The organism is Microbulbifer sp. MKSA007, from assembly GCA_032615215.1.
GTDB lineage: Bacteria > Pseudomonadota > Gammaproteobacteria > Pseudomonadales > Cellvibrionaceae > Microbulbifer.
Genome location: CP128433.1, coordinates 895,142 through 919,617, shown reverse-complemented (window position 1 = coordinate 919,617; position 24,476 = coordinate 895,142). Strand labels below are relative to the sequence as shown.

The 24,476-nt window shown below is 49.5% G+C and carries 19 protein-coding genes; 8 read left to right on the top strand and 11 right to left on the bottom strand.

The annotated features are described in order from the left end of the window. Position 1: 1 nt before the first annotated feature. The 3 genes from QT397_06860 to QT397_06850 form a co-directional block, all read right to left on the bottom strand. Complete coding sequence (locus QT397_06860) at positions 2–781, bottom strand: enoyl-CoA hydratase (GenBank protein ID WNZ57062.1); 780 nt, start codon at positions 779–781, stop codon at positions 2–4. Positions 782–996: 215 nt separating this feature from the next. Beyond that, positions 997–1,917: an arginine deiminase family protein gene (locus tag QT397_06855; protein ID WNZ57061.1), complete on the bottom strand. Its 921-nt coding sequence runs from the start codon at positions 1,915–1,917 to the stop codon at positions 997–999. An 88-nt stretch (positions 1,918–2,005) separates the two neighbouring features. Continuing rightward, positions 2,006–3,253 carry a Zn-dependent hydrolase gene (locus tag QT397_06850; GenBank protein ID WNZ57060.1) on the bottom strand — a complete coding sequence of 416 codons (1,248 nt, stop codon included), beginning with the start codon at positions 3,251–3,253 and terminating at the stop codon, positions 2,006–2,008. Positions 3,254–3,382: 129 nt separating this feature from the next. On the opposite strand from QT397_06850, the gene QT397_06845 reads away from it, so the two are divergent. Next, the gene (locus QT397_06845) at positions 3,383–4,165 is read left to right on the top strand and encodes a tryptophan 2,3-dioxygenase family protein (GenBank protein WNZ57059.1); all 783 of its coding nucleotides are present in this window, start codon (positions 3,383–3,385) and stop codon (positions 4,163–4,165) included. A gap of 127 nt (positions 4,166–4,292) precedes the next feature. Here the strand turns inward: QT397_06845 and QT397_06840 are convergent, their stop codons facing one another. Both QT397_06840 and QT397_06835 read right to left on the bottom strand, forming a co-directional pair. Further along, a complete protein-coding gene (locus QT397_06840) occupies positions 4,293–4,718 on the bottom strand; it encodes a biopolymer transporter ExbD (protein WNZ57058.1) in 426 nt (141 codons plus the stop codon). 185 nt (positions 4,719–4,903) lie between these two features. After that, positions 4,904–5,356: a methylglyoxal synthase gene (locus QT397_06835; protein WNZ57057.1), complete on the bottom strand. Its 453-nt coding sequence runs from the start codon at positions 5,354–5,356 to the stop codon at positions 4,904–4,906. Between the two features lie 272 nt (positions 5,357–5,628). Between QT397_06835 and QT397_06830 the strand changes: the two genes are divergently transcribed. Both QT397_06830 and QT397_06825 read left to right on the top strand, forming a co-directional pair. Next, positions 5,629–6,033: a hypothetical protein gene (locus QT397_06830; protein WNZ57056.1), complete on the top strand. Its 405-nt coding sequence runs from the start codon at positions 5,629–5,631 to the stop codon at positions 6,031–6,033. 1,183 nt (positions 6,034–7,216) lie between these two features. After that, positions 7,217–8,134, top strand: coding sequence for a hypothetical protein (locus tag QT397_06825; protein ID WNZ57055.1), 918 nt, complete (start codon positions 7,217–7,219; stop codon positions 8,132–8,134). A 70-nt stretch (positions 8,135–8,204) separates the two neighbouring features. Here QT397_06825 and QT397_06820 read toward each other — a convergent pair whose 3' ends face one another. The 4 genes from QT397_06820 to QT397_06805 all read right to left on the bottom strand — a co-directional run bounded on the left by QT397_06820 (position 8,205) and on the right by QT397_06805 (position 14,620). Next, entirely contained in the window at positions 8,205–9,125 is a 921-nt protein-coding gene (locus tag QT397_06820; protein WNZ57054.1) for a phosphoribulokinase, read from the bottom strand. An 83-nt stretch (positions 9,126–9,208) separates the two neighbouring features. After that, positions 9,209–12,358: an efflux RND transporter permease subunit gene (locus QT397_06815; GenBank protein ID WNZ57053.1), complete on the bottom strand. Its 3,150-nt coding sequence runs from the start codon at positions 12,356–12,358 to the stop codon at positions 9,209–9,211. Then, entirely contained in the window at positions 12,355–13,527 is a 1,173-nt protein-coding gene (locus QT397_06810; GenBank protein ID WNZ57052.1) for an efflux RND transporter periplasmic adaptor subunit, read from the bottom strand. The genes QT397_06815 and QT397_06810 overlap by 4 nt, the downstream gene beginning before the upstream one ends. A 382-nt stretch (positions 13,528–13,909) precedes the next feature. Continuing rightward, positions 13,910–14,620: a cyclic nucleotide-binding domain-containing protein gene (locus QT397_06805; GenBank protein WNZ57051.1), complete on the bottom strand. Its 711-nt coding sequence runs from the start codon at positions 14,618–14,620 to the stop codon at positions 13,910–13,912. A 345-nt stretch (positions 14,621–14,965) separates the two neighbouring features. On the opposite strand from QT397_06805, the gene QT397_06800 reads away from it, so the two are divergent. The 5 genes from QT397_06800 (at position 14,966) to QT397_06780 (ending at position 22,437) form a co-directional block, all read left to right on the top strand. Beyond that, entirely contained in the window at positions 14,966–16,174 is a 1,209-nt protein-coding gene (locus QT397_06800; protein ID WNZ57050.1) for a TonB family protein, read from the top strand. 148 nt (positions 16,175–16,322) lie between these two features. Next, positions 16,323–18,383: a M13-type metalloendopeptidase gene (locus QT397_06795; GenBank protein WNZ57049.1), complete on the top strand. Its 2,061-nt coding sequence runs from the start codon at positions 16,323–16,325 to the stop codon at positions 18,381–18,383. A 170-nt stretch (positions 18,384–18,553) separates the two neighbouring features. Next, the gene (locus QT397_06790; GenBank protein WNZ57048.1) at positions 18,554–20,440 is read left to right on the top strand and encodes an MFS transporter; all 1,887 of its coding nucleotides are present in this window, start codon (positions 18,554–18,556) and stop codon (positions 20,438–20,440) included. Between the two features lie 174 nt (positions 20,441–20,614). Then, positions 20,615–21,238, top strand: coding sequence for an MFS transporter (locus QT397_06785; protein ID WNZ57047.1), 624 nt, complete (start codon positions 20,615–20,617; stop codon positions 21,236–21,238). Positions 21,239–21,276: 38 nt separating this feature from the next. Then, positions 21,277–22,437, top strand: a complete 1,161-nt coding sequence (locus QT397_06780; GenBank protein ID WNZ57046.1) for a hypothetical protein — start codon at positions 21,277–21,279, stop codon at positions 22,435–22,437. Positions 22,438–22,486: 49 nt separating this feature from the next. On the opposite strand, the gene QT397_06775 is transcribed toward QT397_06780, so the two are convergent. Together QT397_06775 and QT397_06770 are read right to left on the bottom strand one after the other, a co-directional pair. Then, a complete protein-coding gene (locus tag QT397_06775) occupies positions 22,487–22,723 on the bottom strand; it encodes a hypothetical protein (GenBank protein WNZ57045.1) in 237 nt (78 codons plus the stop codon). A gap of 14 nt (positions 22,724–22,737) precedes the next feature. Continuing rightward, positions 22,738–24,417 (bottom strand): FTR1 family protein, encoded by a 1,680-nt coding sequence (locus QT397_06770; protein ID WNZ57044.1) that lies wholly within the window; start codon positions 24,415–24,417, stop codon positions 22,738–22,740. Between the last annotated feature and the right edge of the window lie 59 nt (positions 24,418–24,476).

The following is a 24,476-nucleotide window of genomic DNA, read 5'->3' as shown; positions in this document are numbered from 1 at the left end:
CTTAATCAAACTTGGAGAAGTCCGCTGGTCTCTTCTCCATGAAGGCCATAGCAGCCTCTTTAAACTCATCAGAGGCGAGGCGTTCCTTAAAGTAACGGCCTTCGTCTTGAATAAACTCTAACCCTTTCTCTTGAGTTGCTCTGCGCAAAAGCTGCTTAGTTAAACGCAGGGCGGCCGGAGCTTTCCTCGCTAACTCAGCTGCGGCTTCACGTGCTCGAACTATGGCGTGTTCTGGCGCCACTGCGGCATTACAGATACCAATCTCAACGGCTTCCTGAGCACTAAAACGCTTGCTCAACAGTAATAGTTCAGAAGCTTTGGCATGGCCGGCGATCCTGGGCAATAAGTAGCTGGAGCCATACTCTGGACACAGCCCCAGGTCCACAAACGGCATCTGGAACATGGCGTCGTCTCCAGCAAAAGACAGGTCGCAATGCAACAGCATGGTCGTACCAATACCTACTGCGGGGCCATTAACGGCTGCAACTACCGGCTTGGGGAAGTGGTAGAGAGCACTCATAAACTGGAAAACCGGAGACTCCTCCCCTTCGGCAGAGCCGCCCAGGAAATCTGTCAGGTCGTTACCACTGGTGAATATACCCTCAGCACCGGTAATAATCGCGACGCGAACATCCGGGTTTGTAGCTGCGCTATTCAATAACCCTGCCATCGCGGTATACATGGCCATAGTCAGGGCATTTTTGCGCCCGGGTCGATTAATCGTAATCTCGAGGATGCGGTCCTTAAGCTGAGCCTGAATTTCAGCGCATTCGCTTTGCATATTGTTCTCCGGGGTAAGAAGTAGATTGGGCTACTCTCAGTAGCCTAATTATGGAACCCCAACGGAAGCCACTTTTAATCCGCTGTAGGCCATCTATTTAGGAGATTCATATTAACCGCTACTCCCAGAGGTTCGAGTTCCTAATCAACCACTTTCGTTGACGGGATTAACCCGGTCACCAGTGACCGGGCCCTCTAGATAACCATCAACAGTAATCAAACTTTATTGGCTGAATCCCGGCGCAGAGGTTGGCACATGCAATGAACGCCACCGCCCCCCGGAGTAATCATTGAAATATCCGGGTCGATAACTTCCAGGCCATGTGCGCGACACTTCTCCGCCAGTCCGGTATTGGCCTTAGGTAGCATCACTCGATCGTTCCCCAGGGCAACGACATTCACTCCAAGTTCCAATACTTGCGGGAAGGGAATATCGATAATCTCTATATTTCGGCTTTTAAACCACTGCACCAGCTCCGGCTCAACAGCATCAACACAAATTGCTGCCAGCTTTTCCGCAAGCATGGCTACCATCACATCAATATGCAGGAAGAACGGATCGAACTGGTAGCCTTTAACTTCCCAGCCCTCTTTTTCCACCCAACTTTTCATCTGCTCAAATCCCTGCGGGCTGGTGCGTTCGCCGGAGTAGCCACACAGAATGACGCCGGGCTCTAACACCATAAAATCACCGCCCTCCAGAGAGCCTGCGGTGATAATGTCGTAAATAGGGATATCCAGCTCTGCATATTTCTTCACTATGGGCGCCCACTCACCACGGCGCCAAGGGCTGAACATCTGAGTCACGATAGGCCCCCAAGGGGTCATTACCGAGGAATCGCGACCGTAAATTTGGTAGGGCAATGTGTTATCCGCTGGAATAAGGTGCGTATTCACTCCTGCGTGGCGGTAAGCATCGAGCATCTCTCCATGCTGTGTCATCGCCACCTTGTGATCAAACTTCATACCGAGGCGCTCGGCACGTCGCGCACTCGCATTACCAGTGCGCCAGCTGAAGTTATCCACAGGCCCAATTAGAACATCTCTCAGTACACCGTATTCTGAATCCATCCCCCACTCACTCAGGGGTGCCGTACCGCCGTTATCCTGACGGTGCTTCAAAGTAAAATTACTCATTCGCCTAAATTCCAACTTGTTATCAACTATGCCAAAACAAAGACAGTGCAACGCCGAGAGTTGACAGAAGCACTTGTTTTACTGCTACTTAAGCCTGCTCCGCACTGTTTAGCATTGCGTGAAGCAACACATTACAACCCGCCTCAAGATGATCCGGCTCCGCCGATTCTGCTTCATTGTGCGACAGCCCTCCTTCACAGGGCACAAAGATCATAGAGACAGGGGCGACTCGGGAAACATATACGGAATCGTGCCCAGCACCTGAAACCATCTTGCGATTGCTATATCCCAAGGTCTGCACAGCACTGCTAACCGAATCAATGCAATGCTTATCAAAGGCGACGGGAGGTGAGTACCACTCTTCACGAATATCGACTCTGGTACCTGTCTCTTCCTGTACTCTTTCAGCCGCCTTATACAAGGCTTTATGCAGATGGTTTAACCCTTCAGGTAACGGGTGACGGAGGTCCAGTGCCAGCACAACCTCTTCAGGAACTGTATTTCGGCTGCCCGGCGCCGCCCTTAAATCCCCACAGGTCATACGCGCATCTTCTGAATACTCCCGGACTTCACGATACATGCGCTCGCACAGAATGGACATTGCCTGGACCGGATCACGGCGGTCCTCCATCGGAGTTGGACCCGCATGGCAAGGCGTTCCGTAAAAAGTTACGTCATACCAGCGAATACCCTGTACACCAGTGACAACACCAATTACCTGATCCTGTTTTTCGAGGATCGGGCCCTGCTCGATATGCGCTTCAAATGAAGCTTTAATAGCCCTCGGCTGAGCTGGCTCAGTACCGAGATAGCCGATCCGCTCCAACTCTTCACCGATGGTGATGCCCGATTTATCCGCGCGGCTGTGCCCATACTCCAAGCTAAATTCGCCAGCCCAAACCCCGGAGCCCACCATTGCAGGAGAGAAGCGCGCACCCTCTTCATTAGTCCATACAACCACCTCTAATGGGGCCTTGGTCCTGATACCTTGATCCTCTAGAGTGCGCAGAACTTCCAGGCCGGCAAGTACGCCATATACACCGTCAAATTTGCCACCCGTGGGCTGGGTATCCAAATGAGAACCAGTCACTACCGCAGGCAAGCTGTTATCTGCTCCCGGTCGTCGGGCAAAAATGTTGCCCATCTGGTCCACTCTGACCTCACAGCCTATATCTCGGCACCAGCGCACGAAAAGGTCGCGCCCTTCACGGTCTTCATCTGTCAGGGCTTGTCGATTGCACCCGCCCGCTGGGGTCGCGCCTATCTCAGCAATTTCCATCAGGCTATCCCAAAGGCGAGAGCCATTGACACGTAGGTTTTGCGCTGGGTTTTCCATTCAAAGAGCTCCGGGCTTTATAATGGGTCCAATATAAATCACTTTGCCGTAATTTTTGTTTTGATCCACACCGGCTAAAGAGAGCATTATTTTGTAACTGGTCAAAACACACTCAGGAAGCAGCTGACTATGACAATAACTTATAGCTCTTACCTAAAAGTAGACGAGCTTTTGCAGTGCCAAAAACCCCTTTCCGATGGTCCCGAGCACGACGAACTACTTTTCATTACTATTCATCAAAGCTACGAGCTCTGGTTCAAGCAAATGTTGCATGAACTGGATTTCCTGGTGCGACTATTCAACGCAGGTGAACGCAATCGCGCATTGCATACACTTAAACGTGTCGACACGATTTATCGTACTTTGATTCAACAGGTCGATATCCTGGAAACCCTAACCCCACTGGAGTTTATGTCTTTCCGCGATCGACTATCCACGGCTAGTGGTTTTCAGTCGTACCAGTTTCGCGAGTTGGAATTTCTTTACGGAGCCAAGGACCCGAAAAAACTGGAAAACTATACCCCTGGCTCAGAGCACTACCAGCGCTTGATGAAGCGCCTTGAGGCGCCGACCCTTTGGGATGCTTTCCTAAACTTTTTGGTTCACGAAGGGCATAAGGTACCCGCTAATGAGCTTGAAAGGGATTTTAGCCAAGTTGCGGAACCTTCTTCAGCCGTCCAGAAAATACTGATCGATATCTATCGCAATGATCCACTGGTAAGTGAAATCTGTGAGGCTTTGGTGGACATCGATACTTCGTTACAACAGTGGCGTTACAGACATGTAAAAATGGTCGAGCGAACAATTGGCAGGAAAATGGGGACTGGTGGATCGAGCGGAGTAGGTTATTTACAGGGAACCCTGTTTAGACCGGTTTTCCCCGACCTCTGGGCAATTCGTTCAGAATTCTGATATCGGATTTCATTTGAGGGGGTACTTAAGTACCACCCCAATTTGTGACCAGTTCAAAACCATAATTCACAAATGAAAAAAGCCAGCAATATGCTGGCTTTTTAAGCGCGGGTAACTCACCGGGAACTTAGTCCTCGTAAGGTACCAGGGAGACCTGAATACCCAGGCTCACTTCCTTCGCGGCATCCGCAATCTGTACGTAAGTATCCGCACTAGACTTGTTGTGTGCACGCACAATCACCATTGCCTGCGGGTTCTCCGCATACATCTGGGCGATACGGGCCCGTACAGCACGGCTGTCAATACGGCTGCCATCCGCCATGGTGATTTCATCATTTGCGCTAACCATCAACAGAATATTCTGCTTGGTAGGATCTGGCTCAGCATTGCTGGTCTCATTCGGATCAGGCACATTCACATCCAGCGCCTTCTCTTTAACAAATGAAGCAGTCACGATAAAGAAGATCAACATGATAAACACAACGTCCAACATGGGCGTCAGGTCGATATCTGCCTTTTCTTCTTCTACGGCCTTTCCGCGTCGTCTACTCATAAAACACCGTGCAATTTTCAAATATCAGGGGTGCCGGATTGACCGGTCTAATCTGGTGGGCAAGATTGCCGCGATTTCGCAAGCATTGCAAGTGCGAGCGATAACAGAGATAAATAAACTTTAAAAATCAATAAGTTACAGAATCGAGCCGACAGAAAAGATCAAATTTTAAGCAAAAATTCCGACTAACGTCCTGCTAGATAGCTGTGATAGTCAGGCACCTCATGCTCGAAGGATTGGTCCATCAATGGTGACTGTACCACCATATCTGCACTGCTCTGGTTGCAAGCCACTGGGATATTCCACGCTGCAGCAATACGCAGTAGTGCCTTGACGTCTGGGTCATGGGGCATGGGCTCAAAGGGGTCCCAGAAGAATATCAGTAAGTCCACCTGCCCCTCGCTAATCCTCGCTCCGAGCTGTTGATCACCTCCCAGAGGGCCACTTAAGAGCTTTTCGACACTTAAACCCGTCGCATCTTCAATTTTTCCACCAGTAGTCCCCGTAGCCAATAACTGGTGTCGTTTGAGCAGATTGTGATGTCTGAGACACCACTGAATCATGGCATCTTTACGGTTGTCATGGGCTACCAGAGCCACTCGCTTTGTCGCCGGCAGTGCTTTAGCAATAAATTCCATTTGAACCTCAATATCAAGAGTCTCTTCTATAGTATCTCAAATAAGCACCGACAGATTTGATTTTCCCGTAGGTTTAGTCCCTGTTATCGCAACCCAACTCCTTTATAGAGACTTCCAAAATTACTACAAAACGATTCATTAGATTCGAAGAAGTAATGTGGATTAATTCAAAGACCTCTTTATTCATTGTTATCTAGAGTAAGATCCCCCTGAACACAGCCCCCCTCGCTATAATGCAACAGCAAGAAACCGGACCTTTATAAGGAGTAAGTATGAGCGTAGGAGCCTGGGAGCCACAGGTAAGTGGCCCACAAAATGAAACCAGTGAAGAATTCAACCGGGAGCAGTTGCTCAGACTTATCGAAATTGCAGAGTCAGATAAACCTTTTACAGAATCAGTAGGAGCGTTTGAAAAAGTACCCTCTACACTTATTCGCCTTCCCTTCCAACACTGGATCGAAGAGAGCGAACATTGGAACAGTGCCCAGCTATGGCAACTGATCCGCTTCTTTACCTTGGCAGAAATGAATCTGCCAGGCTGGGACGCCGGCGCTGAGTCTGCAGTAATTCCCCTCGCCAAAGTACTCAAGCAACGCTCGACGCCATTAACAAAAGAACAACTGTTATGGATTCGCCAGAATTCCAACAATCGTTATTTGCCCTACGGGCCACTATAAAGCTACGCGATTGACTCCATATCACCCCAGTGACAGAGATATTCTGTTACTGGGTCAGTCCTGTCCCCCTCTCCCATTGCAAAACTCATAAGGTTGCCTTCGGTAAGAGCAGCCACTCCAAAGCAGAAGCATTGCCCATAAAAATATCATTAAGATTGTTGATCAACGCACGGATAATCAGGACTGCATTCAAATAGCTTCTGGTATTACTTGCCTCTGAACAACTGCCCTCTACTCCTTTTATGGCTAGCAGGGATGTCACGTGATAGCAAAACAAATGACTGGAGACCAAGCGCTCGCTTTCTCGGTAATTAAAAAGACCTCAACTGAAGAGCACAAACTAATACAGTTCCGTCCCATTAAATACATGGTTATAACTAGATTTATCACTGGTTTGCTTTCCGCTATGTAAAAGTAAACCTCGCAGCAATAATGTCAAATCCCGGCAGCCAAGACCCCAAATACCCCAACCGGTTGGAACTTATATACTGGGCAGTAGATCCCGTACATGAGTGTAAGTTCGCTCCCAGTTTTTAATTCCTTACTAAATGCCAGGGTACGGCAGTAGGATTCAAACTGTCTCTGACATCTTGACACTTGCAACTTTCCGCAATTTGAATATCACACTTCAATACGCAAGGTTACACAACCAGCTATGGAGGTTGCCCGCTAATTGGCGCAGGCAAAAGCTCGCAGTTAAGTTTTGTTAATCCGGCTCTCTGTTAATTGATGAACAGAAACTATCTGCCACCATCAAAATCCAACTATAAAAGCCAAAACAACTAAACCAACAAGTTCATAAAGCTTACAAAATTACTCAACTATTTAACGCCACCGATACTGACCTGATACAAGGAATATTGAAGTTAAAGAATCACCAGTAATGAGTGCTTTCAAGTTCCCAAAAAGATCAAAAACACAGTTCAAACGGCCCCCAATTGAAAAATATGTAAAAAAAAGCCATTTTTTTTACATTAAATAGAAAAAAACCATCTAAAGGACTTGCAATTAGGTATACAAATAAGCTGCAATTAGCGCCGCTAGCTTGGGGGGACTCACTATCAATTGTTTTCTGCCGAAAACATGCATCTTGGACGGTGCCTAATTCCGTTAAAGATGGCTGAGAATAATTGATAGGAATGCCCCCACTTACTAAAACAATTCATTTTGCAGGGATATTTAAATGGCTACTAAAAAAGCTGCTCAAGTCGCTACCAGCGACGTCGCAAAAATGGAAGCGGAGCTACGCTCCCTTACCGCTAAACTGGAAACTGCCCGCCTTAAGCAGGAAAAAGACCTGACTGTCAAAGCCGAGAAATTGGCAAACAGTGCCAAGAAAGCTGCTGCTAAAGCAAAAACTACTCAAGATAAAGTAGCGACTGTTAGAGCTAAGAAAAAGACTGCTGCTCAACAGCAACAGCTGAAAAAAGCACGTGAAGCCGCCGCTGCAGCTAAAACTGCTGCAACTGAAGCCAAAACTGCCGCAACTGAAGCCAAAGATGCACTGGCTGAAATCAAAGCCGCCAACAAGCTGGCTTCTCAGGTAGCTAAGATCGTCGCTAAAGAAGAAGCTGCTGTAGCTAAGAAACTGGCTGCTGCTGAAAAGAAAAAAGCCGCTGCCGAAGCAAAGAAAACTGCTGCTGCCGCTAAAAAAGCCGCTGCTGCTGACAAGAAGAAAGCCACCGCAGCTAAGAAAAAGCCCGGCCGCCCAGCTAAAACTGAAGAAGCCAAGAAGAAGCCTGGTCGTCCCGCTAAGGCCGAAGAAGCTAAGAAAAAGCCTGGCCGTCCCAAAAAAGACGCCACTGAAGCCAAAAAGAAGCCCGGTCGCCCAGCTAAAACTGAAGCCGCTAAGAAAAAGCCCGGCCGCCCCAAGAAAGCAGAGACCGCAACCGCCGCAGCAACTGATGCTGCTCCTGTAAAACGCGGTCGTGGCCGCCCACCTAAGGCAGAATCCGCACAAAAGAAGCCCGGTCGCCCAGCAAAAGCGGAAGCCGCTAAGAAAAAGCCAGGGCGCCCCAAAAAAGCAGAAGCCACAGCCGCAGCAGCAACTGAAGCTGCTCCTGTAAAGCGCGGTCGCGGTCGTCCGCCCAAGGCTAAGTAAGCCAGCGCTTAAGTAAAACTGATTTATTCAGTTAGTTTAAACCCTGGCCTCGCCAGGGTTTAAACAGAACTTACTGCATCCGCAAGCCCTTCACCTGATGGTCCTCCCCCAACTCAATAACACAATCTGCCCAACCCGGCATATCCTCTAGTAAGCTCCGCGTCACTCTTTCGTAGTGTTGTACAAACTGAACAATTTGTTGATCTGTCATCCCCATTCCGGAGCGAATCCTGAGTTTATGTTCCTGTAACTTACGCCACTCAACGATACATTCCATACTCGGCGCTTTGAGCATCACCCATACATCGATAAGCGAAAAAAGATCTCGATAAGAACCTTCCAACTGTTGATTAATATAATTTCGCCATTCGCCAGTACTATCTTCCCTGCACTCCAGTTCATTGAGCGGTCCTTCATGCCCTTCTGAAGGCTTGGCCCCTAGGCACCATCCTTCGAAGATAACAACATCAACCTGCCCCTTGAATACGGGCCACAAGTGCTCAGGGATCCGATCATCACGTCCTTTATCAAACCTAGGTAATGCTATAGCGGAATCAGTATTGGCTGCACACAGGGCCTTGAGCATGCTAATTCCCAAGCCGATATCATGGGTTCCCGGCACACCACGAGTTTCGAGTAAAGGGTGTACCTGTGTAGCCAGCTTGCGGCGCTGTTCCAGCGTTAAATAGATATCATCCAGAGACAAAACACAGCAGCGATAGCCCATCGCCTGGTAAATACATTGCCACACATCCGCCAGGGTCGACTTGCCGGTACCCTGCCCCCCGCTAACCCCAATTAATAATGGATTGCTGCGCTTATGGCGAGTCAGTACCCAAACTCCGAGGGGAAGAAAAAGTTGTTCGAGTACCTGGAGGAAATCGCATGGTAATTGGTGCTCACGCAACAACTCCTTAAAAGGCCCCGATAAACTCTCCTTAAGCTGTCCACTACGCTCTAAAACTTCATTCGGCCATTTAGCCTTATTCATAAATTCCCTGCTATAAAAACGGGGGCCTAAGCCCCCGAATTTTGTGATCACTAAGTATGATTACAGTACTTATATAGCCGTCACTAACTCGTTACCGACTCAATAACCCCCTCTGGATTACCCCTCTTCTTGGAGCGGCCCGGTAGTACTAACATAATGGGTGTAACCAATAACGTCAGCAAAGTGGAAAAGGTAAGCCCGTAAACAATTGCACTGGCTAGCTTCACCCAAAAAGAGGCTATCACTCCATCGACAACAATATTGCGTCCGACCATATCCACACTGACGCCTAGCGCCAGGGGCAACAACCCGAGGATAGTTGTTGCCGTTGTCAAAAAGACCGGTCTCAGCCTCTGTGTCGATGCCTTTACTGCTGCTTCCGTTGGTGTCAGGCTCGGCTCATTCTTACGCACGAAATTATAGGTATCTATCAGTACAATATTATTGTTCACCACGATTCCAGCCAGCGCCACAATCCCCACTCCAGTCATAATCACACTGAAGGTGCTTTGTGTTATTAGCAGACCAAACATCACCCCCAAAGTGGACATAATCACAGATGAAAGTACTAATAAAGACTGATAGAAGCTGTTGAACTGTGTTACTAACAGGATAAACATTAAAAACAGAGCCAGGAGGAAGGCTATGCCGAGGAATTGAAAAGACTCATTCTGCTCCTCGTCCGCCCCACGGAATAGCAGCTCAACCCGGTTATCCACCGGATTACTCTGCAACCACTTCCTTATTTCCTTCACTTTGTCATCCGGCAGAATCCCCTCTTGCGCATCAGCCTTAATTTGCATGCGAGTAATTCCGTCGATTCGCTCAATCTTATCGACCTTGGGCATGGCTTCCGTATGTACGAAGCTGCTAATCGGAACGGTACCCTGCACGGTATTAACTTTTAGCTGATCGAGCGCGGCTATGCCTCTGGCACTTCTGGGGTACCTGATACGTATATCTACTTCTTCATCCGTATCATCGGGTCGATATTCTGCAACCCGGACGCCATTGGTAACCAACTGCACCGCCCTGCCAACTTCAGTTAGATCGGCACCATATAGGGCAGCCTTGGCTCGATCGACTTTCACTTCCCACTCGATGCCAGGTAGTGGCGCGGTGTTTACAATATCTCGCAACCCGCCAATTTCCTCCATTGCACGGTGTAGTCGCCAGGTTTCCAGCAGTAGCTGCTCATAGTTCTGACTGCGCAACTCCAGAACAATATCCTTGCCTACCGGCGGTCCTCCCTCCATTACATTTGCGGTTACTTTAATTCCGGCAAAATCTGAGGTGCGGGAACGGATATCGGCAAAAATGTCGCGGCTCCGCCGCTCGCGTTCCTCTGCGGGATAAAGCTCCACTAACATATTGGCGATTTGATCTGGGGAACGATCAGAATTTCCAGAAATTCCGCCAGAACCAATAGTAGTGTGAGCTATTCGGACCTCAGGCACACTAAGCACGGCTCTTTCCACTTGCACCACCAGGGCTTTTTTCTCCTCCATGGACAAATTGCCCTGGGCCCTAATTTCTACATTGCCGTATTGCTCTTCTGTATCCGTGAAAAATTCAACACCCGCACCAAAATTGACAAAGCCAATAAAGATGGCAACCAGAATGGCAATAGTGGTTAAGAACCCACCCAATGGGCGCTGTAGAACCTTCTCAAGAATACGCGCATACCAGCCGGTAATTCCAGGCAGGGCTCGAGGTAAGCCATCCTCTAACTGACTCAGGTAGTTACGAGTAGAGGCATCCATTGCGCTTTTGCCAAACAGTGAACCCAGCACAGGAGCAAAAAACAGGGCGTACAAGAGTGACCCCGCCAATACTGCAAATACTGTAACGGGCAGGTAACGCATGAAGTCTCCCACCACTCCAGGCCACAGCATAATAGGCAAAAATGCTGCAAGGGTAGTCGCCGTTGAGGCAACTACCGGCCAGAACATCCGACTGACTGATGCAATATAGGACTCCCTTGCTGACAAGCCTTCAGCCATTTTCCGATCGGCAAACTCGGTGATCACAATGGAGCCATCAATTAACATACCGAGGGCCAGCAACATTCCGAACATCACCATAAAGTTAAACGAATAACCCAGATACCAGGTGATGATGGAACCAAACAGCAAAGAGAAGGGCACTCCCAGCCCCACCAGAATTCCCGAGCGAAAGCCGAGCGCGGCAACGACAATAATCATTACCAATAGCATCGCGGTCAGGATGTTTCCCTGCATCTCACTGACCATATCCCGTGCAAAATCAGATTGGTCAAAAACAAACTCAACCGTAATTCCCTGCGGCAAAACACCAAATTCAGCCTGAACCACTTCCCGGACTCGATCCGCAACATCGACAGAGCTGGCATCGTTGCGCTTTTCAACATTAATAGCGAGCCCCGGACGGCCATTGATACTGGTGTAGCTCACGGCATCCTTGAAGGTTCTGCGAATATCTGTAACAGCACCCAAGGTCACAACTCCATCGCGTGACTTCTTGAGCGGAATTTCATAAACATCCTGAGCGGTCTCAATCAACCCTGGGACTTTCACTGAAAAACGGCCCCGATTGGTTTCCAGCTCCCCTGCAGGAATTAACAGATTGTTCCCCAATACCGCGTTGATTAACTCCGCACTGGTGATTTGATAGTGCTCCAGTCGCACCGGATCAATCACTGCCTCAACGACCTCCTCCCTATTACCATGGAGATCTGCACCTAGCACCTCAGGGATACTCTCTATCTTCCGCTTAAGCAATTCAGCCGAGCGCAGTAAAACCCGTTCATTCACTTGCTCGCCGGATAGGGTAACGACGATGGTGGGGAAAGGTTGAGCGGATACTTCCTCCACGGTAGGCTCGTCGGCATCCCGGGGCAGCTCAGCCCTGGCCCGCTCTACAGCATTGCGAATATCATCGACGGCATCATCTACACCAATGGCAGAGTCAAATTCAATCACGATATATGCAAGGGATTCCCGGGCGACAGCAATCACCTCGACAACCCCTTCCACCGCACGAATTTCCTTCTCCAGAGGGCGGACCAACAGGCGTACACCATCCTCTGGGGAAATTCCCTCATGAGTGACCTGTACAATTACAAATGGGGGGTTCACCTCAGGGCTTGATTCAATTGTCATCGCTGCGCGAGCAACTATGCCAATTAAAACAATCAGCAGCATCAGACATATTGTGCTGCGATTTCTTTGAATAGCGCTTTCCAACAGCTTCATCGCGAATCCCCCTCGGGAATCACTGAAGTTTCGGATACCGGAGTCACCTCTGCGGAATCTGCGGAATCTACTGCGGGAGCTTTCTTCGCTTCGTTCTCCCGGGAAAACTCCACCCCAGTTTTCAGTATTTCCGCACGAACCAAATCTCCCGTAGTGACATATTCTTGTCCCACAGTAATCAGAGTGACTGTGTCGGGCAGCCCAGAAACCCAGACGCCGCCATCACCATCCCCAACCAGTGAAACATTGATAAATTGCACTTGGTTTTTATCATTGAGAGTCCGTACCCCCAATTCACCGCTATCATCCAGCGTGAGTAGAGAAGCATTAATATGGTGGGCCGTAATTTCACCGGTCGGGAGGACCAGCTGACCACTCAAGCCTCCGGGAAGTTGATTACCTGGATTATCTACTGCTACCTCCACTCGGTAAGCCCGAGTAATTTCCTGCGCCTGTTGACTGATATAACGGAGGTATCCGTCTACTAGCAGCCCTCTTTGTAATTGGGCTCTGGCCGGCCCGCCCTCAACAAGGCTCCCCACTTGATCCTCTGAAACTTCGCCAACAATTAAGATGGGATCCAAGTCAAGAATGGTCGCGCATTCCTCTCCCCGGCGAATAAAATCTCCCAGCTCCACCGCTCGGCTATTCACTACTCCAGCAAATGGTGCACGAATTTTCAGTTTCTCTACCGTCACTTTGGCACGTGTGTACTCCGCCTTACTTCGGGCAAGCTCAACTTGCTGCTGGGCCATTGTTGTATCCGACTGCAATCCTTTTTTCTTAAGTTTCTCAGCACCGGCAAAGTCTATTTCTGCTTTGCGTTTTGCCGCTTCAGCTAATGCCAGTTGCTCGATACGATCTTCAGCCTCGATTTCGCAAATGACATCCCCTTGTCTAACTGTCTGCCCTTCCGAAACTGGAAGTGCAGCAATAATGCCATCCAGTTCAGCGCGCAAACGTACATGCCGGTTAGCCTCAGTGCGTCCATTCACTAGTATCTGAGTGGCGTATGGGCTGGACTCAATGATTTGGGCTTGAATTCGCAATTCAGGCTCTGGCTTCTTGGCAGTTACCTCTTTAGGTTCTGACTGCTCATCCTCTGCATCGGAGAATAACTGCCCACTCAGCAGCCATAAAATAGCGATCACCGAAACAATAATTGCCATCCGGTAATTGCGCCTTGACCAGATTGATACCAATACATTCATAACTTACTAAACCTGCTGGGCAATGATGCGCCATCGTAAAAGGGGTCTTAAATCCAATCGAAGGGATCTGCGATAACAACTGAAGCGAAGCGATTTTTACACAATCACAGCGACATATAAAAAGCTCCGCTGTGTCCCACTCGAATTCTGTCAATAAATACGTGGTTAATGTCGGGCAAATGAAATATCCGAGTGATCTACAAATTTAGACTGAAATCAGCAGATAGTCCCCCCTTAAGAAAGGTGTACACATGTGCCAATAAAAATAAGTACAAAGAGGAGGGAGAGCAGTCAGGAGCGAGGAAATAATTCTCTCGCCCTTGGTTTGAACGGGATATCTCTACGACAGCATAGATTCCAGAAATCCAAGCATGTCGGATTCATCATCAACCAGCTCACCAGAACCAAACTCCGCATTCCAGTCGAGCAGAATTTGAGCCAAAGCTTTAGCCTGTTCCGCTAAGGCAATTAACTCTTCCCGGCTATTTTTTGGTCCCGTATAAAGTTTCAGCTTTCTATGGCTATTCGCCAACTGATGCCCCGGATACTTGGACCTATAGACCTCCAGTTTCCAACGCAATGAATGCACCATATTGCGATAGAAAACCAGTTTTGCTGGCAACTGTAAAAGTGATAAGTCTTCCAGGTCACCAAACAGCGTACAATCAACGCCCAGAACCTGAGTATCCTGGCTATTATTCGCGGCAAATACATCGGCACTGCGGGGCTCCGCCAATAGCATCGACAAATCACCAAATAACTCACCTGGACGTATTACCGCCAAAGGACGTTCATTTCCCGGAGCCTCCTCAGCTGCGGGACTGTTCACCTTCACATGTAACTCACCGCGTAACAAGAAGTAGACCCATTGATCCACATCCCCTGCACGCAGCAGCTGTTCACCCGACTGAAGGCTGACCAACCGGGAGCGCTTTAGCAATACATCGTATTGCCACTCACTCGAGGCACGAATATCCCGAAATAGATGGATGACATTGAGAAGACGATCCACAGCATCCCGTGGATACTCGCTAAGAGGTTTAATTTCCATGCACAATTCAAATTTAGTGAAAACTATTCCATTTTCCTGAAAAGAGTGGCCTAAGCCACTCTGCAAAGTGCCATTCTAAACGATATCGACCTAGCACACCTGTTTCTAAGTGTGACAATCGTTTCCTTACCAACCCTTTATCTTGGGCGAATGAGGACAGTCTGACCTTATCAGGCTTGAACTCCGTTCCAGTTACAGTAGAGTTAGATGTAGTGAGTAGTACATTGTACTCTCACAAGCTTTGGGCGCGCACTTTTTAATCTGACTTGTGTGCATTGGGGTTGGGGCCCCTGAATTCTTACTTAGCGGAACATTTTACTCCTGCTACTGAGACACCGTAGAACAATGAAATCGATAAAAATTGTCCTCTCTTTTTGGGTGTTTACATTTGCTCTCACTGCGAAAGCTGCACCACTTTTAAACGGTCTTGCACTAGAAAAACAATTTAATAAAGACATTTATATCGCTGCAATATACTCGGAAAATCTAACCCGGGATTCCAGCACACTACTCGATAACAATATTCCTCGGCGCTTGGAGGTTCGTGTTATCACCAAAAGTCTGCCGGCACGGCGACTCCGCAATCAATGGATGGAAGCCATTGCGATTAACAACCGTGGAGATACGCTCAGCAGTCAGGCAGAAAACATGGTGACCTTTGCCAATCTGTTTAAGGGGCGCTTTGCTCACGGTGATCAATTGAGTATCGAGTTCGCCGCCGATACCGGCTCGACAACAATCTCCCTTAACAGTATTCGACTTGGAGAGATTGCTGACCCCGACTTCTTCAATACCTTGCTACGAGCCTGGATTGGTTCTGTCCCTCCCTCTACTGACTTTAAAGATGGGCTGCTTTCCGCCGGCCAAGTGTCAGGTAGCCTGGTAACTACATTCGAGTCCCTGGCCCCAACAAGCGAGAGAATTGCCGAATTACAACTCAAGCAAATAAGCCAGGAAGAGGCCATTGCCGCCGAAGGGGCGCCAACCGAAGCCACTAAGCCTAAACCAGCTATTGAAATCGCTGATCTTCCGCCTCCAACTCTGGCCCTAGCCGCAACCGCTCCCGCAGCAACGGTTGTAACTGAGGCCGATAGTATTCAAGGGGACAGTGAACAGGGACCACAACCGGAAGGGGCCCTTCCAGCACAAGCTGAGGATGAGATTGAGCTGATTACAGTCCCCCCCGAGGATGGCCCGGTGCTGGCTGCAGATGTCGAAGATATGATGGAAGAGGAGGCTCCCCTAACGGCTGATATGATTCTGGCACGTCAGATCTACCACTCCAGCTTACTGCGCCACACCTTCCGCTACATTCGCTACCCTAAACGGGCCCAAGAGCGGGGCCAAGAAGGTAGTGTTCGCTTAAATGTGACGATCGGCTCCCAGGGACAGTTGATAGACATCCAGCCGATCCAGGAGTCCCGTTTCTCCAGTCTCAACCGAGAAGCCCAAGCTGCCGTTCGCCGAGCGGAGCCTTACCCTGGTGTACCTATGCAGTTAGGTGCTGATAGCTACAGTTTTTCAATTCCTATCACATTCCGCTTACCAGACTAATAAGACACCTAAACTCCAAGCTCTGCTCAACAGGGCTTGGAGAGTTCAACTCACTTCAACACCCCCTATCCCCCGCTAGGCGCAGCCCCTTGCCCAGGCTCCCCCTGCTTTTAGTATGCTCTACGGACATTCAGCCAAAAGAGCAAAGATGAAAAAATTACTATTACCACTCGCTATCGCTGGTACCCTGATCGGAGTCCAGGCTCCCCTCTTCGCAGTCGCTCATGACCACACTAACAGTAAAGCTACCATTGATCAGGTAAAGCTCTCCTCAGGTATTGACCTAAATGCCATGGATACCAGTGTACGGCCTCAAGACGACTTCTTTGCTTATGTAAACGGCACTTGGCTGAAGAATACTGAAATCCCTGCGGACAAGTCCCGCTGGGGTGGTTTCTCTATTCTGAGAGATCAAAGTACCGAGCAAGTCAAAGCTCTGATTATGGAAGCCAGCCAAGGAGCTAAGAGCGCCGATGCCAAGCAAATCGGAGATCTCTACAACAGCTTTATGGATAAAAAGCTGATCGAGAAAAAAGGGCTCTCCGCTATTTCCGGCGAACTCGCCAAAGTTGATGCAATTAAGAGCCGCAAGGGTCTTACCGATTTCTTCGCCTATGCGGACACCGTCGGCTACGATGTACCATTTGGTGGCAGCATCTGGCAGGACCTGAAACAAGTAGAAAACTACATGACCTTCCTGTGGCAGGCAGGCCTAGGACTCCCTGATCGCGACTACTACTTCGAAGACACTGAGAAGAGTAAAAAGCTCCGCGAAGCTTATATAACCTACCTCACTGACCTGCAAGACCTCGCGGGACTTAAAGAGGCTGACGACTTTGCCAACAAAATCTTCAAACTCGAGAAAAGTTTGGCAAAACACCATCGCAGCCGCGTTGATAACCGGGACCCGGAAAAGTATTACAACAAGAAAACTGTTGCTGAACTTAAAGAGCTAATGCCCGTTGTAGATTGGGACAGCTACCTGGCCAAAGCCCAATTGAAAAAAGCAGATAATTTTATTGTCGGCCAGCCTGAGTACCTGGAAGCGGCCAATAAGATTATTGCCAATACTGAACTGGCAACCTGGAAGCGCTATCTGAAGGTCAAAGTACTCAATGCAGCGGCGCCCTACATGCATGACGAAATCGCACAATTGCGCTTTGACTTCTATGGCACCACCGTTCACGGTATCGAGCAGATGGAGCCCCGTTGGAAGCGCGGAGTGGAATTCGTTAATGGTTCTGTTGGCGAGCTGGTCGGTAAGCGTTACGTAGAAAAGCACTTCCCACCGGAAGCCAAAGAGCGAATGATTGTACTTGTGGACAATCTGAAAGCCGCTTACCGGGAATCCATTGAGTCCCTCGAGTGGATGGGCGAAGACACCAAAAAGCAGGCTCTGTTTAAGCTAAGCAATTTTTCCACAAAAATCGGCTACCCAGACAAGTGGCGTGACTATAGTAACTTGACGGTTAAATCCGATGACCTGATTGGCAACGTTCTGGCAGCCAACTTGTTTGAGTCCTCTTACGATCGCAATAAGCTGGGTAAGCCAATTGATCGTGATGAGTGGGGCATGAGCCCACAGACGGTGAATGCTTACTACAACCCAGCCATGAATGAAATCGTATTCCCTGCAGCGATTCTGCAACCACCATTCTTTAATATGAATGCGGATGATGCAGTCAACTACGGTGGTATCGGCGGTGTAATCGGCCACGAGATTGGACACGGGTTCGATGATAAAGGCAGTAAATTTGATGGGCGCGGCTATCTCAACAACTGGTGGACCGACTCCGATCGTGACAATTTTGAACAGCTGACCAGCAAGCTCGTATCCCAGTACAACACCTACGAGCCGCTTGAGGGTGAGCACATCAACGGCGAGCTGACCCTGGGCGAGAATATCGGCGATTTGTCAGGCCTGGGAATTGCCTATAAAGCTTATAAAATGTCTCTAGATGGAGAAGAGGCACCTGTTATTGACGGCTTTACTGGCGATCAGAGGGTCTTTATGGGCTGGGCTCAGGTGTGGCGCAGCAAGATGCGCGATAAAGCCCTCAGTGGACGTTTGAAGGTAGATAGCCACTCTCCCGCTGAGTATCGTGTGAAAGGCGTACTGCCAAATATCGATGCCTTCTACGAAGCATTCGATATTAAGGAAGGCGACGGTATGTACCTGCCTGAAGAGGAACGGGTAACTGTCTGGTAAACCGGTACCCTCACCTGGCCGCCCACGCGGCCAGGTTTCCCCCCAACCAATTCTACCTCTCTCCCAACAACCCCTAATCTATCGTACCAATGTACCCACTATCACAGGGGATACCTCCCGTCGGCAGTATGACTTACCATTAGCCCACTTAAATAAGAAGAGAGTTGCCAATGGCTAACCAGTCTCAGTTTCATCTTCTCACTAGCCGCCGCTTTTTGCCGTTCTTCTGCACCCAGTTCCTGGGCGCCTTCAATGACAATGTTTATAAAAATGCCCTAATTGTCATGATCGCCTTTCGCCTGGTGGAAAGCGAAGCGAATGCACTAATTAACCTGGCTGCTGGTTTGTTTATTCTTCCCTTTTTCTTATTTTCTGCTTCCGCCGGTCAGATCGCAGACAAATACGACAAGGGGAGGTTGATACGCTGGATTAAGCTAGGAGAGATCGGAATCGGTGCTCTGGGTGTTTTCGCCCTTTTTAGCGGAAGCAACGCACTCTGTTTAACTGTGCTCTTTCTCCTGGGCATACAGTCCGCCTTTTTTGGCCCTGTGAAGTACGCGATTATCCCTCAGCACTTGAAGCGTTCCGAACTGATAGGGGGCAATGCTCTGGTGGAAATGGGGACATTTGTGGCCATTTTGACGGGAACGATTGTCGGTAGCCTACTCGCAGGCCTCACAGGCCATGGGCAACAAGGGGTCCTCTACTTAGGCCTGGTAATTATGGGTGCAGCTACCCTGGGATATCTGGCCAGCCGCTCAATTCCTGCGGCGCCAGCCCCCACACCCAATCTCAAAATAAACCCTAACCCAATTACTCAAACCCATAAAATACTCCGTGCCAGCGCGAATACTCCCTCAATTTTCTACTCCATTATTGGAATATCTTGGTTTTGGTTAATGGGAGCGGCATATCTGACACAAATTCCCAGTTTTACCAAGAATGTCCTAGGTGGCAGTGAATCAGTGGTTACATTGCTACTATGCAGTTTTACCATTGGTATTGCCATTGGGTCCTTGATCTGCGAGCGCCTCTCCAGTGGATTTATTGAACTTGGCCTGGTGCCTGTTGGCGCGACTGGACTGACCATAAGTGGTATCGCCCTGGGTATTGTCGGGGGAAACTTTGCAGAACTCCATGAAGCCAGCTTTACTGCATTTCTAAGTACCGATGGTGCATACTCTCTTCTCAGTTGCTTGGTACTGCTGGGGATGTTTGGGGGGCTTTACATCGTTCCTCTGTACACCATGATCCAGGACCGATCCGACCCGGCAATTCGTGCACAAATCATCTCCGTAAACAATATTTTGAACGCCCTCTTCATGGTGGTTTCGGCTCTACTTGGAATTCTGTTCCTCAATATGCTAGACGCGACCATACCGCAGTTCTTTCTTGTAATTGCCCTTATGAATGCGGCGGTCGCCATTTTTGTGTTCGCCAAGGTGCCAGAATTTGCTATGCGCTTTTTGATCTGGGCCTTATCCCACACCATGTACCGGGTAAAGCACCAAGGGCTTGAACAGATACCCACAGAGGGACCAGCCCTAATCGCTTGTAATCATGTGAGTTATGTCGACGCACTATTACTCGCCGGCGCTGTTCGCCGCCCTATCCGCTTTATTATGTACAAGCCCATTTATGAAATTCCAATTTTGCACTTCGTCTTCAAAACAGGCAGGGCAATTCCAATTTGCTCCAAGCAGAAAGACCCTGAAGGGTATGAACAGGCTTTTCAAGCCATTGAGGACGGGCTAAAAGATGGAGATCTTCTCTGCATATTCCCCGAAGGTCAGTTAACTAAAGACGGAGAACTACAGCCATTTAAAGCCGGCATAGAAAAAATTCTGGAGAGAACCCCCGTCCCTGTAATTCCTATGGCCCTCCAAGGTCTCTGGGGTAGCTTTTTCAGCCACAAAGACGGTCATGCCTTCACTACATTGCCTAAGCGTTTTTGGTCGCGGGTGAGCGTCGTTGCCGGCAGGCCTGTCGAAGCAGCCGGTGCCAAGGCAGAGGCTCTATACCGCCAGGTGCTGGGCTTGCGCGGAGAGAAGCGTTAGCCTCCCCTTTTTCTTAACCAACAAGGATATGTGCCTACTTCACTGGTAGGCACATAAATTCTTCTCCTGCCCCACGACACCAGCCCCCTCCTTAAATCATTCCGATCACCTATTCTGATAGCGGGAATATAAATACATAGCTGCTAAGGGCGGCACAGGGACGAAGGCTTAACCATGTCTCAAAGCAACCAGTTCAAGCTCCTCGCCAGTCGCCGCTTTACGCCACTGTTTCTCTCACTGTTAGGCAGTGTTTTTAATGACAGCCTGTTTAAAAACTCCCTGCTAGTCATACTGGCATTTCATTTGGCCAAAGCAGAAGCCAATACACTGATTAACCTTGCCAGTAGCCTCTATGTCATACCGTATTTTCTATTTTCACTCGCCGCTGGACAATTGGCTGACAAGTATGAAAAGGGTCGAGTCATAAGAATTATTAAAGCCGCCGAAATACTAATCAGTATCCTCGGGGCCATTGCACTACTCACTGATGACCGAGTTTTAAGTTTTATCGTATTAATACTTTTTGCCACCCACACAGCTTTCTTTAGCCCTGTCCGATATGCCATCTTGCCTCAGCACCTAAAGCAATCAGAATTACTTGGAGGAAATGGTTTAGCCCAGGTTGCATCCTTTTTCGGATTACTGGTTGGAACAATTGTCGGCACCCTCCTAGCCGGTGATGTGGGCCAGGGAAAACCAGGGCTTTTATATCTAAGCTTGGTGATGGTCACTGTCGCCGTACTAGGCTATCTCGCAAGTAGGGCAATCCCCCCGCTCCATCCTCCGCCCCCAATTTAAAAATAGATTGGAACCCTATCAGCCAAACGCTGAAAATTATGCGGGAAGTAATCAAAACACCCACTGTTTTTTACGCAATTATTGCAAACTCCTGGTTCTGGTTATTTAGCACCGCATACCTAACCCAGGTTCCCAGTTTTGTCAGAAATGTGCTTGGCGCCAGTGAACCAATAATCACGATACTACTCTGCTGCCTAACTGTTGGCGTTGCTACAGGCTCACTAATGTGTGAAAGCTTATCTCGCGGTCGTATTGAACTGGGCTTGGTGGCAGCCGGCGGGCTGGGAATGACGGTGGCGGGACTTTGGTTGGGCATCCTATCGGGAAACTATCAGATGCTCTCCAACGCATCCCTTAGCCAATTCCTACAGAGTGATGGTGGACTGACCATTTTATTTATCACGACTTTCATTGGCGTTGCCGGCGGTATTTTTATCGTACCGCTATACACCATTATTCAGGAAAGGACAGCAGAGCAAATTCGCGCGCAGGTTATCTCTGTAAATAATGTCCTTAATGCCGTATTTGTAGTCATTATATCTTTTTCTATTATTGGGCTACTCGGGCCTGTGGGAATGACAATTCCCCAGGTATTTACCCTGCTGGCCGTACTAAATTTCGCTCTTTTAGTACTCCTGCTTTTTCGAATGCCGGAAATGTTATTTGACACCCTTTCTTGGCTTACCTATATCCTGCCCAGGCGCACGAAATACGAGGGGACTGAGCAAATCCCTAGCGAAGGTTCAGCACTTTTAGTTGCCCGCTACTCTAACCTGCTAACCCCATTTATTGTTAGCGGGGCAACGCAACGCAAGGTTCGCTTTATCCCCAGCGACGCCATTACTAACAGCCCTAGGCTTCACGCACTTTTACGCAAAAGTGACTATTTCCCCAAAAACTACTATGAAATCGAAGCTTCAGAGCTCAAGAGAAAGCACAATGCGATTCATGAGGCAGAGGCAAACAGGGATCTTCTTTGCATCCTGATTGAGGAAAACAGCAGGAAAGAAATTACGGAGCTTGTCACGCTGCTCAAGGAGAGTTTTCAAGGCGCATCATTGCCATTTATCCCTCTATCGATCCAAGGTTCGTTTAGCTATAAACGAAACCTAAAGACAATAGTACGGGTTGGCAGCCCAATACCGCTTGCAGAAATTTCTCCAGAACTGCTATCCGATAACCTGAAGGGTGCCGAATAAAGAGAGGCAGAATAGGGTACCCACAGAGTTGCTGGTACCCAAAAGCCATTTAGGCCGCTTTAGCGGAACTGGAATCTGAGCGGCCGCCTTTCAGTAGCAACCACAGAGCGACAACCAGTATTGCCCCCTGAATACCAACACCTTGCCAAGTCGGGTAGATACCCAACCAGTCAAAGCTGAGATTTACCGGCAGCGGGGAAATCGCAATCCACGCCGCTTCTTGCAGCGCCGCGACAGCCTTGCCCGCAAGAACAAATGACAACGCCAACAGTAAATAGGTCGTCATGGAGAAGAACTTGCCTATAGGCAAGCGAGCAGAGAAGCGCACAAAGGCAACGCCCAACACAACCAGCAATATCGCACCGGCAGCGAGCCCCCCCATAGGGCGCTGTACTGACTGGAAGCTGTTTGCACCAATAGGGCCTGGTAGAACAGGATGGTTTCAAAAATTTCGCGGTACACAGCGACAAATGCGAGACCGGCAATGCCCCACAGGGCGCCAGCGCTAAGGCTGCGGTTGATGCTGTTCTGGATATATTGCTGCCACTGATCCGCCTGGGTCTTACTGTGCATCCAGAAACCCACGTAGAAGAGCACAACTGCGGCCAGAAGCGCTGCAACCCCTTCCATAACTTCCCGGCTGGCGCCACTGATGGAAACCAAACTCTGTGCGGCAACCCAAGTAACAACACCTGCGACCGCGGCACTGATCCAACCGAAGTGAACAAATTTCAACGCATCGCGACGACCGGATTTTACCAGGATCGTTGTCAGTGCAATCACAACCAGCAGCGCCTCGAGACCTTCGCGCAGAAGTATCACCAAGCTGGCAATAAATAGTGCACCCGCAGAGAGAGTTGTCTCCTGCATTAAAGATTCGGCGCGCCCGAGTTGCTCAAGAATTACCTGTACCTGAGCCCCGACTTGCTCGGGGTTACTATCGGCATTCAGCTGACTGCGCAGCCCGAGCAGCTCCCGCTCAGTGGCTTTACGCAGATCGGCGTCGAGGGAATCCAGAGAACTCTCCGCCATCTCAAAACCGTCCAGGTAGGCACTAATAGCCAGGGTGCGGGCGTGATCGTAGTTACCTTCCTGGTAGGCCACCAGGGACTTTTCCAGTTGCGCACGGGCTATCTCAATCGGCTGGCTACTGAGGCTCTCCTCACCAGTAAAGAAGGGTGTGGGGTCGGCACGCAGGGAAGCAACTGCCGCGCCGGACAGTTCCGGGCGATCACTCTGCAGCACATTGGGGCTGTACATCACGATATCCTGCAAGCTCGGCTCAACGCCTTCGCCCTCCCCCGCTTCACCTTGGAAAGCCAGGCCGCCAACATAAAATGCCAGGGACCAGCGCTGCTGCTCATTCAGGTTTTTGAAGGCGGTCATTGCAGTGCCATCGATACCGTTACTGATAGCATCGTAAAGGCCCAGCAGGGAGCGATTTTCAGCGCGCTCCAACTCGTAGAAGTTTGTCGGCGCCGGCTCCAACTGTGCCGCTAAGGGGCCATCCCCTTTACCCTCGATACCATGGCAGGTAACACACTGCGCCTGGTAGATAGCGCGACTCTCATCCACATTCAGCAATGCAGTGGGCAAAGATAGCGCGGGGGCGATAGATAGTAGCCCCTGACGCAACTTGGCGGTATGCGCTTGCACTTCCTGCACACTGGCCTTGCGGAGAATCGCCGCTTGCAACGCATCCGCCTCGGTGCGGATCATCGCCGCTTCAGGCGACTCTTGCAGTTGTGCGCCGCGATCGATCAGTACCGAGGCGAACTCCTGCATCTCTGCAAACTCATCGTCACTAATGATCTCCCCGTCTGCCACCGCTTCCGGGTAATCTACACCGATGTACTCTGCCATCTGCATCAGCTGGCGCAATTCCTGCTCTGAAAGACCGGAGGCCTGGGCTTGGACGGGTAGAACCGTAATGGCCAGTAGCGCCACTAGCAGGCGGGCCAAGTGTAAGGTGAGGCGCATGGAGAATCCTTTACTGTTATTGCAAAAGGGTTTTATCAATCTGGCGCATAATATAATTG